Origin of the sequence: Rhodococcus qingshengii JCM 15477, from assembly GCF_023221595.1 — a bacterium.
GTDB classification, from domain to species: Bacteria; Actinomycetota; Actinomycetes; order Mycobacteriales; family Mycobacteriaceae; genus Rhodococcus_F; species Rhodococcus_F qingshengii.
Genome location: NZ_CP096563.1, coordinates 1,608,028 through 1,623,121, shown reverse-complemented (window position 1 = coordinate 1,623,121; position 15,094 = coordinate 1,608,028). Strand labels below are relative to the sequence as shown.

At 63.5% G+C, this 15,094-nt stretch carries 14 protein-coding genes; 9 read left to right on the top strand and 5 right to left on the bottom strand.

From position 1 onward, the window contains the following. Nucleotides 1-48: 48 nt before the first annotated feature. Genes M0639_RS07485 through M0639_RS07475 form a run of 3 tightly spaced genes read right to left on the bottom strand, consistent with a single transcriptional unit; the run spans nt 49 to nt 3,138 of the window. Nucleotides 49-1,068, bottom strand: coding sequence for a DUF2804 domain-containing protein (locus tag M0639_RS07485; protein WP_054782291.1), 1,020 nt, complete (start codon nt 1,066-1,068; stop codon nt 49-51). A 2-nt stretch (nt 1,069-1,070) separates the two neighbouring features. After that, nucleotides 1,071-1,823, bottom strand: a complete 753-nt coding sequence (locus tag M0639_RS07480) for an isocitrate lyase/PEP mutase family protein (protein WP_003945055.1) — start codon at nt 1,821-1,823, stop codon at nt 1,071-1,073. 46 nt (nt 1,824-1,869) lie between these two features. Next, a complete protein-coding gene (locus M0639_RS07475; RefSeq protein WP_064075626.1) occupies nt 1,870-3,138 on the bottom strand; it encodes a cytochrome P450 in 1,269 nt (422 codons plus the stop codon). Between the two features lie 128 nt (nt 3,139-3,266). On the opposite strand from M0639_RS07475, the gene M0639_RS07470 reads away from it, so the two are divergent. From M0639_RS07470 to M0639_RS07460, 3 genes are all read left to right on the top strand, one after another. Next, the gene (locus tag M0639_RS07470; protein WP_042926208.1) at nt 3,267-3,902 is read left to right on the top strand and encodes a TetR/AcrR family transcriptional regulator; all 636 of its coding nucleotides are present in this window, start codon (nt 3,267-3,269) and stop codon (nt 3,900-3,902) included. Nucleotides 3,903-3,911: 9 nt separating this feature from the next. Then, on the top strand, nt 3,912-5,336 hold the full coding sequence (locus M0639_RS07465) for a hypothetical protein (RefSeq protein WP_064075627.1): 1,425 nt from the start codon (nt 3,912-3,914) through the stop codon (nt 5,334-5,336). 67 nt (nt 5,337-5,403) lie between these two features. Next, the gene (locus M0639_RS07460) at nt 5,404-6,783 is read left to right on the top strand and encodes a hypothetical protein (RefSeq protein ID WP_223304380.1); all 1,380 of its coding nucleotides are present in this window, start codon (nt 5,404-5,406) and stop codon (nt 6,781-6,783) included. Here the strand turns inward: M0639_RS07460 and M0639_RS07455 are convergent. Continuing rightward, nucleotides 6,740-7,165 carry an NUDIX hydrolase gene (locus M0639_RS07455; protein WP_031331804.1) on the bottom strand — a complete coding sequence of 142 codons (426 nt, stop codon included), beginning with the start codon at nt 7,163-7,165 and terminating at the stop codon, nt 6,740-6,742. The two genes, M0639_RS07460 and M0639_RS07455, sit on opposite strands and share 44 nt — an antisense overlap. A 190-nt stretch (nt 7,166-7,355) precedes the next feature. Between M0639_RS07455 and M0639_RS07450 the strand changes: the two genes are divergently transcribed. From M0639_RS07450 to mnhG, 6 genes are read left to right on the top strand one after another with little or no spacing between them, the layout of a single operon-like run. Further along, nucleotides 7,356-10,193 carry a Na+/H+ antiporter subunit A gene (locus M0639_RS07450; RefSeq protein ID WP_007730104.1) on the top strand — a complete coding sequence of 946 codons (2,838 nt, stop codon included), beginning with the start codon at nt 7,356-7,358 and terminating at the stop codon, nt 10,191-10,193. Continuing rightward, the gene (locus M0639_RS07445) at nt 10,190-10,822 is read left to right on the top strand and encodes a Na(+)/H(+) antiporter subunit C (protein WP_003945054.1); all 633 of its coding nucleotides are present in this window, start codon (nt 10,190-10,192) and stop codon (nt 10,820-10,822) included. Before M0639_RS07450 ends, M0639_RS07445 begins: the two co-directional genes overlap by 4 nt. Next, on the top strand, nt 10,819-12,519 hold the full coding sequence (locus tag M0639_RS07440) for a Na+/H+ antiporter subunit D (protein ID WP_003945059.1): 1,701 nt from the start codon (nt 10,819-10,821) through the stop codon (nt 12,517-12,519). The genes M0639_RS07445 and M0639_RS07440 overlap by 4 nt, the downstream gene beginning before the upstream one ends. Further along, on the top strand, nt 12,516-13,088 hold the full coding sequence (locus M0639_RS07435; RefSeq protein WP_003945063.1) for a Na+/H+ antiporter subunit E: 573 nt from the start codon (nt 12,516-12,518) through the stop codon (nt 13,086-13,088). Before M0639_RS07440 ends, M0639_RS07435 begins: the two co-directional genes overlap by 4 nt. Then, complete coding sequence (locus tag M0639_RS07430; RefSeq protein WP_003945061.1) at nt 13,085-13,354, top strand: monovalent cation/H+ antiporter complex subunit F; 270 nt, start codon at nt 13,085-13,087, stop codon at nt 13,352-13,354. Before M0639_RS07435 ends, M0639_RS07430 begins: the two co-directional genes overlap by 4 nt. Continuing rightward, on the top strand, nt 13,351-13,695 hold the full coding sequence (gene mnhG, locus M0639_RS07425) for a monovalent cation/H(+) antiporter subunit G (RefSeq protein ID WP_003945045.1): 345 nt from the start codon (nt 13,351-13,353) through the stop codon (nt 13,693-13,695). The genes M0639_RS07430 and mnhG overlap by 4 nt, the downstream gene beginning before the upstream one ends. Here mnhG and M0639_RS07420 read toward each other — a convergent pair. Further along, on the bottom strand, nt 13,661-15,028 hold the full coding sequence (locus tag M0639_RS07420) for a phosphatase PAP2 family protein (protein ID WP_042926204.1): 1,368 nt from the start codon (nt 15,026-15,028) through the stop codon (nt 13,661-13,663). The two genes, mnhG and M0639_RS07420, sit on opposite strands and share 35 nt — an antisense overlap. Nucleotides 15,029-15,094: the final 66 nt, after the last annotated feature.

Below are 15,094 nucleotides of genomic sequence, written 5' to 3'. Positions count from 1 at the left end.
GCCCCGGTGCTCGTGCTGCGTTCCGTCATCTTCGCGGAGACGTACGGCCTACCAGCGGTTCCGAACCTCCTCGGCAAATCCGAGGAGATCTCGAACCACCACGGAGGTGCCGTCGTCGAGGATCACTGTGCCGGAGAACTTTCCGAACACCTGATGCTGAATCGAACGCAGCACCCCGACGTCGAAAGTCGCGGCACGGTCGATGATCGGCTCGAAAGTCATCTCGAAGCGACCATCGTTGCTCGAGAAGTTCCACGGAGCGCCGTCGTACGTTCCCTGCGGGATGCCGAAGTCGATCCTGTCCAGTTTGTGTGCCCGCCCTCCGACAAACACGATGTTCTCGCTGGCCGCCGTAGTGTCACCGAAGCCGTAACCGATGTTGAATCCGAACCGCTCGCCGTTCACCAGTCCGGATGCAGAACCCCAGTACCAGGTGTTGTCGAAAGTCCAGACTCCCCTGCCCCAATCGAGAACGCCGAACGAGTCTTCCGAGCGAAATGTGAAGTCGTCGATCCCGATTCGCACGGTCCCGGCAGCGGGCAGGCAGTTGATCTTCTGGTTGTAGTAAAACGAACGGGACGCCTTCGGAAACGGTGTGGCGATCACCATCCGGTCATCGGCAGGACTCGCCAGGAACAAATCGGCATGAAGGCCTCGCCCACCGTCGAAAGCCGGGTAGTCGACAATCAGGTGGCGCCCACCGTCCACATGGCGAAACTCGAAGCGAGCTTTACCTTTCGACACCACCACATCACCGTCGTCCGCGCTTTCGGGCAGACCGAGCCTTCCCATCGGGAACGGCAGCATCACGTTTTCGGTGATCTCGTGTGGTGTTCGGAAATCGAGCCAGGAGACTCCGAGCAAGCCCATGTACCCGTTGTCGGCGACGGTCAACGCGATGCCGTAATCCGCAGTGAGAACGCAGTAGTAGTCCCACTCCTTGATCCGGAACTTGGGAGCGGTGATCGCAGAGCGTCGATACTTGCGAATCTCCGATGGGGCCCAACCCGTCTCGACCAAATGTCCGCGATCGTCGAGAAGCGGGCCGGGCGACATCAGTGTCTGCATTCTTACTTCCAGCGTCCCAAGATCTCGTTCGCACGGTTGGCCAATGCCATCTGGAAGAACGGACCGAAGCTCACACGTGCCACTCCGAGCGGACCGAAACTTGCCGGGTCGTCCTGGTCCGGGATTCCGATCGCATTGATCGGAAGTGGGAGCTCGGACGTCAGGCGGCGCTGGGTCGCGTCGTCATGGCGCCCGACGGGGTAGAGAACGTCGGCGCCGGCGTCGGCCGCCAGCTTGAGGCGTGCGATGGCGCGATCGACGCGATCGGCCTCGTCACCGACCTGCTTCACGAACAGGTCGGTGCGCGCGTTGACGACAACGTGAACTCCGGCTGCGTCGGCGGCCTGACGAAGCCCACCCACGAAGTCGGCGTGCTCCTGCGCCTCGCGCAAGCGTCCGCCTTCACTGTGAACGGTGTCCTCGATGTTGAGTCCGACAGCGCCGGCATCGATCAACCCGTCGATGAGAACTGCCGGCTCGAGCCCGTAACCACCCTCGATGTCCACCGAGATCGGGGCGTCGACCGCACCGGTGATCTGCTTGATCCGGTGCAGAAGTTCGTCGAAGGTGATGCCCTCGTTGTCCGGCTTGCCGATGGAATCGGAAACCGGATGACTGCCTACCGTCAGGGCTGCAAAACCGGCAGCCACCGCAAGATTCGCCGACCACGCGTCCCATACCGTCGGGAGAATGACCGGATTACCTGGCTGGTGCAACGCCAATAGAGCAGTTGCCTTGTCGTTGATCGAAGTCATGCGGTGGCTCCTCGAGATCGTGGGGTGTACCTCTCACCTACCGACTCTAGTGAGCGACCGGGCAGCCTGTGCTCTTGTAATCGACCTGGAACTCCTTGATGCCGTTGATCCAACCCGAGCGCAGACGGCGCGGATCACCGATCTTGGTGATGTCCGGGACGTTGTCGGCGATCGCGTTGAACATCAAGTCGATCTCCATACGAGCGAGGTTGGCACCGATGCAGAAGTGCGCGCCCGTTCCGCCGAAGCCCAAGTGCGGATTGGGGTTACGAGTGATGTCGAACGTCATCGGGTTCTCGAACACGTCCTCGTCGAAGTTCGCGGAGCTGTACAGCATCACCACGCGCTGCCCCTTCTTGATCGACACTCCTGCCAATTCCGTGTCCTCGAGCGCGGTGCGCTGGAAGGCGGTGACGGGTGTCGCCCAACGGACGATCTCGTCGGCCGTCGTCTTGGGACGTTCCTTCTTGTACAGCTCCCACTGCTCGGGGTTGTCCAGGAACGCGATCATTCCGTGCGTGATGGCGTTGCGAGTGGTCTCGTTCCCTGCGACCGCCAGGATGAGCACGAAGAACCCGAACTCCTCCGGGCTCAAGGAGTCGCCGTCGATGTCGGCCTGGACCAGAGTGGTGACGATGTCGTCTGCCGGGCAGGTACGACGTGCGTCTGCCATTTGGTACGCGTATCCGAGGACCTCGGTGGACGCGACTGCCGGATCACCCTGGTATTCCGGGTCGTCGTAGCCCATCATCTCGTTGGACCACTTGAACAGCTTGTCTTGATCGTCCTGCGGTACACCGATCAGATCCGCGATCGCTTGGAGCGGCAGCTCGCTGGCAACCTGCTTCACGAAGTCGCCCGGGCCTTCGCTCACAGCGGTGTCGACGATGCTCCGTGCACGACGGTCCAATTCGTCGCGCATGCCGTTGATCGCGCGAGGCGTGAACAGCTTCGAAATCAGCTTGCGGAGCTTGGTGTGCTCCGGTGCATCCTTGTTGAGCAGAAGATGCCGGAGCATCTCGACGGCCTCACGTGGCATGTCGTCGGCGAAACGCGCGATCGCGGTGTTCTCCCAGCTCGAGAACACATCGCTGCGCTGGCTGACCTCTTTGACGTCAGCGTGACGCGAGACCACCCAGTAGCCCTCGTCCTGGAATCCACCGACCGTCGGCGGCTGCTCACACCACCACACGGGTGCGTTGCGACGCAGTTCGGCGAATTCCTCGAAAGGGATCCGCTCCCCGAGGACAGCAGGATCGGTGACGTCGAATCCGGCCGGCAGGTCAGGCGTGCGTGTTGTGTCCGAGATGGTCATGGCGTCCTCTGATCGGTCGAATGTGCGCTACACCACAGAGTAGCTTTCACTAACGGACTGTCAAGTGAAAGACGGAGAGTCTCGTGCAACTGACCCGTGAGAGCCCCCGCGGCACTAGGATCCTGGTAATGACAGATACCTCCGGCAGACTGACGCTGCGAGAGAAGCAGAAGCAGCGAACCCGCGCAGACCTCGTGGATGCCGCCGGCGCGCTCTTCACCGAACGCGGATACGCGGCTGTCACCGTCGAGGACATCGCCGGCCGGGTCGGTTGCAGCCGAGCCACCTTCTACCTGCACTTTCCCGGAAAGATCGACATCCTCAAGGCGCTCGGCTCGAACACCGTCGTATCCAGCACCCTCGCCATATTCCAGGATCTCGACCACGTACTCGATTCCGGTTCGCGCGAAGAATTCGCCGGCTGGATCAACCGCGCTCTCGACTGGTGCCGCGATCACCACCACATGATGCGGGCGTGGGACGAGGCCATGGTCCTCGAACCCGAGTTCCGCACACTGGCCCGCGAAGGCATCTCCGCACTGCCCAACGCGATGCCGTCGTACCTGGCACGCTGGCCGCAGAGCCGACACGACGAGGCGAAACTCCGGGTCGAACTCCTGCTGACACAAGTCGAGCGCTTCTTCATTCGCTGGGCGGAACAGGGCGCGATCACCGCGGGTGCGGACGTCGCAGCAGACGTTCTCACCGACATCTGGTTTCCGGCACTCACGCCGCCCACGACCGATGTCGCGGCGCCGCGATAGGTTGGCCCGATGCCACTCGATCTTCGAGCGATCCTCACCACCGTCGCTGCGCTCCTGTCCGGGATACTCGCGGCGCTGGCCCTGACCAATCCCGTTCTCCGTGACTGGGCCATCGTGGCCTCCCCGTCGGAAGTAGATCGCTGGATCAGCAGTGGACCCACCGCTGTCGGGCTCGGCGCCGTGGTTGCCGTGCTTGCCTGCGCACTCTCACAGCGTCGCGGCTCCCGTCGGGCAGCCTGGATCGCGATCACCGTCGGGGTCGCCGTCATCGCGATCATTCGGGCAGTCGTGCCCGAGGTTGCGTCACTGGACCTGCTGATCGCCTTGATCGTCGTCAAAAGTGTTGCAGCCGGTGCGATTCTGGGTTGTGTGGTTGCCGTCAGTTGGGATCGCACCTCCACGAAGAACGCCACCCTCCTCGGCGTGCTTGCCACCTTCCTCGCGGTTCGCACGTTCTCCGGCGGGACGGGCCGGATGAGTACGTCTTCGGTAGGTGAGCCGTCGTGGTGGTTGATCGGCGCCACGGCCGCAGCAGCAATCGCCTGTGCAGTGACCGCGCAATCCGGCTTCCGGATCCGCAAGCCCGACGCGGGCGAAATCCGCATCGCGCTCGTGGTGATCGCCGCGCTGGCGATCGGGCATCGAGTGCTCGGCGCCATGATCGATCGCCAGCAGTACGCGTCCGAGGCGACCGCCTGGATCGTCATGGTTTTGGCGGCAGGCGCTGCGCTCGCGTTGACATGGATCGCCGCCTACCGTCTCGGCGACACCTCCGGTGCTGGTGGCAAGTTCCTCTGGGCCGCAACCGCTCTGGCCGCTGCGTCGGCCCCGCTCTTCGTCGACATCGCGAAGGGTTCCGGCCACTGGGGAGACCTGAAGTCCCCTTGGGTACTGGTGCTTTTCGCGGCCCTGCCGGTTGCCGTCGGATTGAGACTGCACAAGCAGGTGCCAAACCTAGTGCCCATCGTCGTCCTCGTTGCGGTACCGCTGTCCGAACTACTGCCCTTCGACTCCGCGCACGGTGTCTGGTCAATCGCGCTGAAGATCGCCGCACTGGGCCTCGCCGCCGGATTGCTGTTCGGTGCCCTGGCTCCCGGCAGCCTGGTCGACGCCACACTCGGACTCGCCATTCCCTTTGCCGCAATGACCTTCTCGTCGATCGCTGTTCTCACCGATCAGCTCGCTTTCCCACCGATGATGACGTCGATATACATCCAAGGGCAGCTCGATATCGATGCGGTCTCTCCCCACGGCGACGGAGGATTATTCGGACGCGGCGTCGGAATCACCGTCGACTACGTCACCCCTCAGACCGTCGGCACTGCAATCCTCTTCGCCTTGATCATCGGCTTCTGCGGTGCAGCGATCCTCCGACGGTCCCATCCACCCGTCGACACCACGGAATCTCGGATCGAACCGGAGCCAGTCGACTGACACACCGTCACCGGACTGAGACCTGCTATTGCGGTGCAACTGGTACCGGATTGACTATTTTGGAGCAGTGCCCATCGCCCGCAGGACGCTGCTCGTCGCGCTGAGTGGTGTGACGGCATTCGTCGTCACCGTCGTCGCCTTGGCACCGTTCGTGAACAGCCAGTCGACGTCGATTTCGACGGGCGACAGGTTCTGGTCGATCTCGACGATCGGCGCCGGCGTTCTGGCTGTCGTCGCGGTCGGGACAGCCGCGATGATGGCCCGCTGCCGGTTGCGGACCGCGGCCATGACGGTCTTCGGTGGACTCCTACTCGAACTGCCCGGGCTCTACGATCACAACTTCGAGGCACTCTCACCCGTGGGTGCGGGAGTCGCTGTCGGCGCGGTCACGGTTGCTGCCGCTCCCCGGGTCCGAGCCGCTTCCGTCGCGGGAACGATTGTTGCCGTGCATGTCTCGGATTCACTCCTCGACGAAGACGCTATTCCTCGGCGGTACGCGGACTACATCGCCGACAACACCAACCAGTTTCAACCACCAGTGTTGGGGGCAACACTGCTCGCGCTCGCTTTGGCCGCCGCCTGCGTCGCCGCGTTCTGGTTCCACGACTTCGACAAGGACCACCCCAAGGAACGGATGGCCGTTCGACCGGTGACTATCGCGGCGGTGCTCACTCTCTTCGGGGTCGCTGCGAATTGGTGGTTCGAGATCACCACCGTCACGGCGGCGGTGCCTCTACTACTCGTCGCGCTGGTGATCACGGTGATCTGCGCGCGGGTGCTGGGCGACGGCAGTCGTATCCTGCTGATGTGTACCGCTGCCGTCGCAACTCTGGCGGCGGTCTCGGCGAACCGTCCCGCAACCGAAGCTATGGAATGGTCGAAAACCCCCGCCTCGACCGCCGTCGTGATCGGACTCGTCATCGTCGCCGCGGCAGCGATCGGCGCGATCGCTCCCTCGCGGGTCGTCGGCTACGGATTGCTCCTGACGGTCACGGTCGCCGGGATCGTCAGCTACGCCACGTCGCCGTCGCCGAAGATCGGTGACGTTCTCACGATCAGCGATCTTCTTGTCGCCTTCACCGCTGCGGTCGTCACGTACGCGATCGCCAGCGCGATGTACCGAGAGCCACCGCGGACCGGAGCGTCACGAGCCCTCGTCGGACTCGGTGTCATCTTCGGCCCGACGGCGCTGGCCCTGCTCGTCTATCCGCAGTTCGACTACGGATGGACGGCGTACACGCCGCTCGACGAGAACAAGCCCTTCAACGGCATCACGACGGTCGGCCCGTTCGAAATCTCGACCGACATTCTGATACTCGACGCCGTGGCGTTGATCATCGTGGCCGTCTGCGCCTACGTGAGTCTCCGATTGGGGCGGATCAATCGATCCGTTCCTCCGCCGATCAGTCGATCAGATCCATCGACGCCAGGCGATGGAACACTTTGAGCGATCCGGGCGCCACCTCGTCCATCGCTGCGTACTCGGCGAGCGTGAAGTAGCGGAACTCGGCGATCTCGCTGGTCGGGCGCGGGTCTCCGGCCATCTCCGCCAGATAACAACTCATGTGCAGGCCCGTGTCCGCGGAATGTCCGAAAGCGTGAGCCTCGAAGACGTCGAGGAACGTGACCGTCCCGTCGACCAGATCGACGTCGAGTTCCTCCCGAATTTCGCGGTGCAACGCCTGCTCGGGCGTCTCACCCGGGTCGATCTTTCCGCCGGCCATGTAGAACGCGGTCTTGCCCACGGAGCGGGTCTGGATCAGCTTGCGGTCACGAATGTGTGCAAGGGCGGCGGTACGGATGATCGTGGTGGGTGTCGACGAATTCACGTCGTCCAACCTACGTGTATCAGCGAGTGCCGATGATGTCCGAATCGACTCGCTGCACATCGAAACTGCCACGCCCGGTAATATGTACGCAAAGACAACCTCTCCGACAAGGTGAATTGTCTCGTTAATCCGATAGGTTCGATTTTGTTCGGACACCCCGCCGCCCGCTGACAACACGACGGAGTGCCTTTTGCTCGCTATCTTGCTTGCCCATGCCGTTGCCGCCCTCTTGGCTCCGCTTGTGGTGCGCAGGTTAGGGCGAAACGGCTTCTTCCCCCTCGCGATAGTCCCCCTCGCCGGCCTCGGCTGGGTCATCGACAAATGGGGCACCGTCGAGACGCTGCACATCACCTGGGTTCCAGGGCTGTCGATGGACATCGACTTCAGGTTCGACGCGCTTTCGGCCATCATGGCCGTGCTCGTCCTGGGTGTCGGCACGCTCATCCTGGTCTACTGCGCCCGCTACTTCACCGACGACGAACCTCGACTCGGTATCTTCGCCGCCGAGATGGTCGCCTTCGCGGGTGCCATGTTCGGGCTAGTGACCAGCGACAACATGCTGCTTCTCTACGTGTTCTGGGAACTGACAACGGTCCTGTCGTTCCTGCTCGTGGGTCACTACGCCGAACGCGCCACCAGCCGCCGCGCCGCGACCCAGGCACTGCTGGTCACCACCGCGGGTGGTCTGGCGATGTTGGTCGGCATGATCATCCTCGGCCAGGTCGGCGGCAGCTACAACCTGTCCGAACTGGTCGCGAACCCGCCGACGGGGTGGCTCCCGTCCGTCGCGATCGTCCTGATCCTGATCGGTGCGCTCTCCAAATCGGCAATCGTGCCCCTGCACTTCTGGCTTCCCGGTGCAATGGCCGCGCCAACCCCTGTCAGCGGTTATCTTCACGCTGCTGCAATGGTCAAGGCCGGTATCTACCTCGTCGCGCGCCTGGCTCCCGGGTACGCCGATTCGCCGCCGTGGCGCATCACCATCATCAGTTTGGGTCTGCTGTCGATGATCCTCGCCGGTTGGCGAGCCATGCGCGCGTACGACCTCAAACTCGTCCTCGCCTTCGGAACCGTCAGCCAACTCGGCTTCATGATGGTCCTGGTCGGCATCGGCACGCGTGACGCCGCCCTGGCCGGTATGACGATGGTCGTGGCGCACGCGATGTTCAAGGCCGCACTCTTCATGGTCGTTGGCATCATCGATCACACGACCGGTACCCGTGACCTGCGCAAACTTGCTCACCTGGGTAAAGCGGCACCCGCTCTCGCGATCATCGCGAGCCTCGCTGCCGCCAGCATGGCCGGTCTGCCACCGCTACTCGGATTCGTCGGCAAGGAAGCCGCACTCGAATCGGTGCTCGAAACGAACGCGCTCGGCCACTGGTCGTCCATCGCCGTCGTCACGGTGATCGTGTTGGGCTCGATCCTCACCGTCGGCTACAGCGTCCGCTTCATCTGGGGCGCCTTCGGACGTAAGACCCTGAGCAAGCCCAGCCCAGCCGTGAGCAAGATGCACAAGCCGGGTTGGCTGTTCCTGTTCGCGCCAGGCCTACTCGCGGTTCTCGGTCTGGCCGCCGGCATTCTCTCGCCCCAACTCGAGAAGCTGCTGACGCCGTACTCGACCACACTGGCCCCCGGACCTCACGCCGACTACCACCTCGCGCTGTGGCACGGATTCAACACTCCGCTGCTGCTCACCTGCATCGTCATCGCCGGCGGCATCGCGCTCTACATCGCGCAGCGTCAGATCAGCCGCCTGCATTTCGAGCACCCGCCGCTCGGCAACGCCGACCGTATCTACGACGCGACCCTGCGCGGCATGGACACCATCTCGATGCGCCTGACCGGTGCCACTCAGCGTGGTTCGCTCCCCCGCACACAGTCGACGATTCTCGCGACGCTGGTCGTTGTGCCGCTGTTCCTGCTGATCATCGACACCGATGGCGGCGGAGTCGACCTTCGGATGTGGGATTCACCCATCCAGTTCACGATCGCGCTGATGATGATCTCGGCCGCCATCGCCGCGACGCTGATGCGCAACCGACTCGCCAGCGTCATCCTCGTCGGACTGACCGGCTACGGCTGCGGCGTGTTGTTCGCGCTGCACGGCGCACCCGACCTCGCGCTGACCCAGTTCCTCGTCGAGACACTGACACTGGTGATCTTCGTGCTCGTGCTCCGGAAGTTCCCCGCCGAAGTCGACGAGAGCAAGGCGATCGGCTTCAAGTGGCCGCGTGCCGCACTCGCCGTCGCCGTCGGTATCACCGTCACCACCATCGCGGCCTTCGCGACCAATGCCCGAAACACTCGTCCGATCTACGAACTGCTTCCCGACGCGGCCTACGACCTGGGCAACGGCAAGAACGTCGTCAATGTCCTACTCGTCGACATCCGCGCATGGGACACCCTCGGTGAGATCTCGGTGCTGCTGGTCGCGGCAACTGGCGTCGCCAGCCTCGTCTTCCGCAACCGCCGGTTCGGTATCGCGCCGCGCGTCGCGGACGCCCCCTCCGTCATCGTCGACAAGGCAGCTGCCAACTCGGACACGACGTGGTTGCGCGGCGGAGACCTCATCGATCCTCGACACCGTTCGCTGGTTCTCGAGGTCACCACGAGGTTGATCTTCCCGACCATCATGGTGTTGTCGATCTACTTCTTCTTCTCCGGTCACAATGCCCCCGGTGGCGGTTTCGCCGGAGGCCTGACGGCGGGCCTGGCGCTGGTACTTCGGTACCTCGCCGGCGGACGCTACGAACTCGGTGAAGCCGTACCCATCGACGCGGGCAAGATTCTCGGCCTCGGTTTGGCGCTGGCCGCGGGCACCGCCCTGGTGTCGCTGTTCCTCGGCGCCCCGGCGCTCTCGTCCGCCGTCTTCGAGTTCACACTCCCGCTCATCGGTCACGTCAAACTGGTCACCGCACTGTTCTTCGACCTGGGCGTCTACCTCATCGTGGTCGGCCTGGTCCTGGACGTACTCCGAAGTCTCGGCGCCCGCCTCGACGCAGAAATCGAGGTGAAAGCACCATGAGCGCAAACATCGGAATGCTGATCCTGATCGGCGTCCTCACGTCGGCCGGTGTCTACCTGCTGATCGAACGAAGCATCACTCGGATGCTGCTCGGTCTACTTCTATTCGGCAACGCCATCAACCTCTTGATCCTCACTGTTGGTGGATCGGACGGGAATCCGCCCATCGTCGGCCGAGATTCGGTCCACGAGGAGATAGCGGATCCGCTCGCCCAGGGCATGATCCTGACGGCGATCGTGATCACGATGGGTATCGCCGGCTTCGTTCTGGCACTGGCGTACCGGTCTTACAAGATCAACACCGCCGACGCCGTCGAGGACGATCCCGAGGACACCAAGGTTCTCAAGCGTCGCCTGCCTGCCGACGCTCCCGACCACGACCGCTCCGACGACCCGGTCACCGGTGCCCCGAGCATCGGCGGCGACGCATTCGACAAGGACGGCAACCCTATTCCCCTCGAACAACTGGTCAACCTCGAGGACATCGAATGCTACGACGACCTCCACGACGGCGACTTCGAGGACGAACCGGTACCCGACTGGGCCACCGACCTTGCTCGTAAGAAGGAATCCGAGAAGCGGCGCAAAGACGCTCGCCAGACCAAGATCGAGGGAGGTGGAGGCGCATGACCATCTCGGACAACCTGATGGGAGCCCTTGCGCCCCTGCCCGTCTTGATCCCGATGCTGGCCGCAGCTGCGACGCTGGTCGTCGGCCGACGTCCTCGTTTCCAGCGCGTGATCACACTGATCGCGCTCGTCGGCGTCGTCGCGGTGTCGGGCTTGCTGCTCTACCTCGCCGACCGCGACGGTACGACGGCCGTTCAGGTCGGCGGCTGGGACTCCCCCATCGGCATCACACTCGTGGTCGACCGTCTCTCGGCGATGATGCTCGTGGTCTCGTCGGTGGTGTTGCTCGCCGTCATGATCTACGCGATCGGTCAGGGTATTCGCGACGGCAGCGAGGCCCAGCCGGTCTCGATCTTCCTGCCGACCTATCTCGCATTGACTGCCGGAATCTCCAACGCGTTCCTCGCCGGTGACCTCTTCAACCTCTACGTCGGGTTCGAGGTTCTGCTCGCCGCGAGTTTCGTGCTCCTGACGCTCGGTGCCAGCGCCGACCGCGTCCGGGCCGGCGTCTCGTACGTGATGGTCTCGATGGTGTCCTCGCTGATCTTCCTGGCGGGCATCGCCTTCGCCTACGCGGCGACCGGCACCCTCAACATGGCCGACATGGCCCTGCGCTTCGACAACATTCCGCCGGGCACACGAACCGCCATCTTCGCTGTCCTGCTCGTGGCGTTCGGCATCAAGGCCGCGGTTTTCCCGCTGTCCGCGTGGCTACCGGACTCGTATCCGACCGCGCCCGCACCGATCACCGCCGTCTTCGCCGGGTTGCTCACCAAGGTCGGTGTGTACGCGATCATCCGCGCACACTCACTGCTGTTCCCGCAAGGAGAACTCGACAACGTACTGATGGTGTGCGGCCTGCTCACGATGGTGGTCGGCATCATGGGTGCCATCGCGCAGAGCGACATCAAACGTCTGCTCTCGTTCACACTGGTCAGCCATATCGGTTACATGATCTTCGGTATCGCACTGTCCACGACGTCCGGGCTGTCCGGCGCGATCTACTACGTCGCCCACCACATCATCGTGCAGACGACGCTCTTCCTCGTCGTGGGTCTGATCGAACGACAAGCCGGGTCGTCGTCGCTGCGCCGTCTCGGCGGTCTGGCGGCGGCCAGCCCGATCCTCGCGATCGTCTTCCTGATCCCGGCGCTGAATCTCGGTGGTATCCCGCCGTTCTCGGGCTTCATCGGCAAGGTCGCGCTCCTTCAGGCCGGTGCGGCCGACGCCAGCGCGTTGGCTTGGATCCTCGTTGCCGGCGGCACGATCACCAGCTTGCTGACGCTCTACGCCGTCGCCCGCGTGTGGACCAAGGCTTTCTGGCGAGCCCGGGCCGACGCGCCCGAAGGTGACCTCGCCGACGTCAGCCCGTCAGCGTTGATCGACGAGTCCGAAGAGGACATCGCGTTCGTCGACCGCGAGGATGTCGGCAAGATTCCGCTCTTCATGCTGATTCCGACGGTCGGACTTGTCATCGTCGGTCTGGCACTGACGGTGTTCGCGGGCCGGATCATCGACATCAGCGACAGAGCGGCGAAGGATCTGCAGGACCGGTCCATCTACATCGACGCGGTTCTCGGCAACCACCGGCCCGTGCCGGTCGACGAAGCTCCCGTCGCTGCAGACGACCCCGCAGCCGTTCCGAATACCGAGGCCCCGAACACCGACGTCCCGAATACCGAGGAGGCTCCGCGATGAAACGCGAACAGGTACTCCGCGTCGGGATCCTGCTGTGGCTGATGGTCGTATGGATCCTGTTGTGGGGCAACATCAGTTTCGGCAACATCTTCGGCGGACTCGCCGTCGGCCTGATCATCATGGTCCTGCTTCCCCTCCCCCGCGTACCGGTCGAGGGTCGGGTACATCTGCTGTCGATTCTGCGTCTGTTGTGGATGATCGTGTACTACGCGATCCAGTCGAGTATCCAGGTCGCGTGGCTGGCGATCCGTCCGTCGCCGCCGCCGGTCACCGGAGTTCTGCGGTACCAACTCGGGATCAAGTCCGACCTGGTTCTCACGCTGTGCATCGACGTTCTCAACCTGATCCCCGGCACGATGGTTCTCGAGATCGACCAGAACCGACGCATCGTCTACGTCCACGTGCTCGACGTCGGCTCGCAGAAAGCCGTCAGCGCGTTCTACCGCTCGGTGGAGGACCTCGAGCGGTTGTTCATCGCGTCGTTCGAACGTGATTCGGACTGGCAACCCAGCCCATGGCACCAGCGCGACTACGAATTCGATGCACCCCGGCAGGAGGACCAACCATGAACGGGTTCATCACCACGATCTTGATCATTTCCGGAGTGATTCTGCTGATCGCCGCCGTACTGACCACGTTCCGATTGCTCGACGGTCCGAGCTCACTCGACCGCCTCGTCGCCCTGGACACGATCATCGCGGTCTCGATGTGTGGACTCGCGGTCTGGGCCGCGTACAGCAAAGACACGACCATCGTTCCCGCGATCGTCGCGCTGGCGCTGGTCGGCTTCATCGGTTCCGTGTCCGTCGCGCGCTTCCGGGTGAGTGACCAGTGATCGGCAACATCCTCGACACGATCGGGGCCATCTCCATCTTCCTCGGCGCGCTGCTCGCGCTGACCGCCGCGGTGGGAATCGTTCGCTTCCCCGACACTCTGCGTCGTATGCACGCGGCCACGAAACCTCAGGTGGTCGGACTGATCTTGGTCCTGATGGGCGCCGTGTTCCTGCTTCGTGGGAGCGTCGACATCTGGATGTTGGTCCTGGTGGGCATCTTCACGCTGCTGACGGCGCCCGTGATCGCGCACAGCGTCGGCCGAGTCGCCTACCGCGAACAGCGCGAAGAGGACGACCTCATGAAGATCAACGAGCTGGAAGACCCGGACTCTCTGCTGTAGCGGCATCCCACTCGCCGTCGCGCTCGCCCCACACCGCAAGAGCAGTGCCGGGGCGGGCGAAGAAGGTGGCGAAGTACGCCACCGACATGAGAACCAGGACAGCCATCAGCAGCGGCCCGAAGATCGCCGGGTACTCGGCCATCTGCACCGCAGCGAACCGGTACGAGAGCAACAATCCCGCCAGGAGTGCCGAGCCACCGATCAACAGACGCACTCGGAACCACCCCCAGCCGCGCTCCGGATCCCGTAGCGCCGCATCGAGGGTCAAGCACAGGACGGCACCGGCAATGAGGTCGACGCCGTAGTGGAATCCGAAGCCGAGCGTCGCGGTCAGGGTCGCAACGAGCCAGAACGATCCCAGGCTGCGAATCCACCACGGTCCGCTGCGCGAGTGGATGAACAGCGCGACTGCCCACGCGGTGTGCAGGCTCGGCATGCAGTTTCGCGGTGCGGCGTCGTCGAACGGCAGCGACGACGGTGATGCGAAGTCGAAGTTGGGCACGATGTTCGGCCAGTAGTCACCGATCTGGAATCCGAACCCACGCGGACCGAAGGCGAACACCGGGCCGACCACCGGGAACAGGACGTAGAAGATCGGGCCGATCAGCCCGATGAGCAGGAACGTGCGCAGCAGGTGATGCGACGGCCATCCCTTACGTACTTGATAGAGAGCAACCACGATCACTGCGACCGGCAGTTCGACGTAGATCCAGTCGAGGGCTGCGGCACCGACGGGGCCCATGGCGTCGACGATCTGGCCCATCACCCACGACGGATTCCCGAGAGCCTGGTCGGCGAGGAACACGTACTCGTCCCACACGTCGGTGCCGACGAGAATGGTGATCTCCAGCCACGTCTCGGCAACCTTGGCCGCGATGATGAGCAACGCGCCGAGAGCGACGCCGTGCAGAACGCTGAGTCGACGCTCACCGGACAACTTCCACACCGCGTACACCGCGATGGCCGTCAGCACCCAGGTGCCGCCGGTGCCCATCGTCAGCGGTCCACCCGAGAACCAGCGGATCGCGCCGACGACCACGTCGATCACGACGGCCGCGGATACCGCGTAGATGCGTTCTTTGTTGTTCAGTCCGACGAGCGCGAGAGCGAGGCCCACCCAAGGCATGGTCGCGGAGCGGGGAACGAGGAAGTAGTCACCGAACAGGCTTTCCACCGGACCGAGATAGCCCTTGTACGACGCGAACGCCTGCACGCCCAGGACCAGCACGGTCAATGCTGCTGTGCCGATCAGAAGGAGTCGGTGAGAACTCGACCACGAACGGTCCGACTGTCCGGGTGCGCCCCCTCGTTGGGACCAACTGTCTATCAACACCGGACAATAGTAAACGGCGTGTGAACTGAATATGGACACCCACTGGACAAACGGTTGGTATGCCCG

Coding starts and splice junctions, on each gene's coding strand:
- M0639_RS07480 (WP_003945055.1), bottom strand. CDS start 1,823: ATGACTTCGATCAACGACAAGGCAACTGCTCTATTGGCGTTGCACCAG.
- M0639_RS07470 (WP_042926208.1), top strand. CDS start 3,267: ATGACAGATACCTCCGGCAGACTGACGCTGCGAGAGAAGCAGAAGCAG.
- M0639_RS07445 (WP_003945054.1), top strand. CDS start 10,190: ATGAGCGCAAACATCGGAATGCTGATCCTGATCGGCGTCCTCACGTCG.
- M0639_RS07485 (WP_054782291.1), bottom strand. CDS start 1,068: ATGCAGACACTGATGTCGCCCGGCCCGCTTCTCGACGATCGCGGACAT.
- M0639_RS07440 (WP_003945059.1), top strand. CDS start 10,819: ATGACCATCTCGGACAACCTGATGGGAGCCCTTGCGCCCCTGCCCGTC.
- M0639_RS07430 (WP_003945061.1), top strand. CDS start 13,085: ATGAACGGGTTCATCACCACGATCTTGATCATTTCCGGAGTGATTCTG.
- M0639_RS07465 (WP_064075627.1), top strand. CDS start 3,912: ATGCCACTCGATCTTCGAGCGATCCTCACCACCGTCGCTGCGCTCCTG.
- M0639_RS07475 (WP_064075626.1), bottom strand. CDS start 3,138: ATGACCATCTCGGACACAACACGCACGCCTGACCTGCCGGCCGGATTC.
- M0639_RS07435 (WP_003945063.1), top strand. CDS start 12,516: ATGAAACGCGAACAGGTACTCCGCGTCGGGATCCTGCTGTGGCTGATG.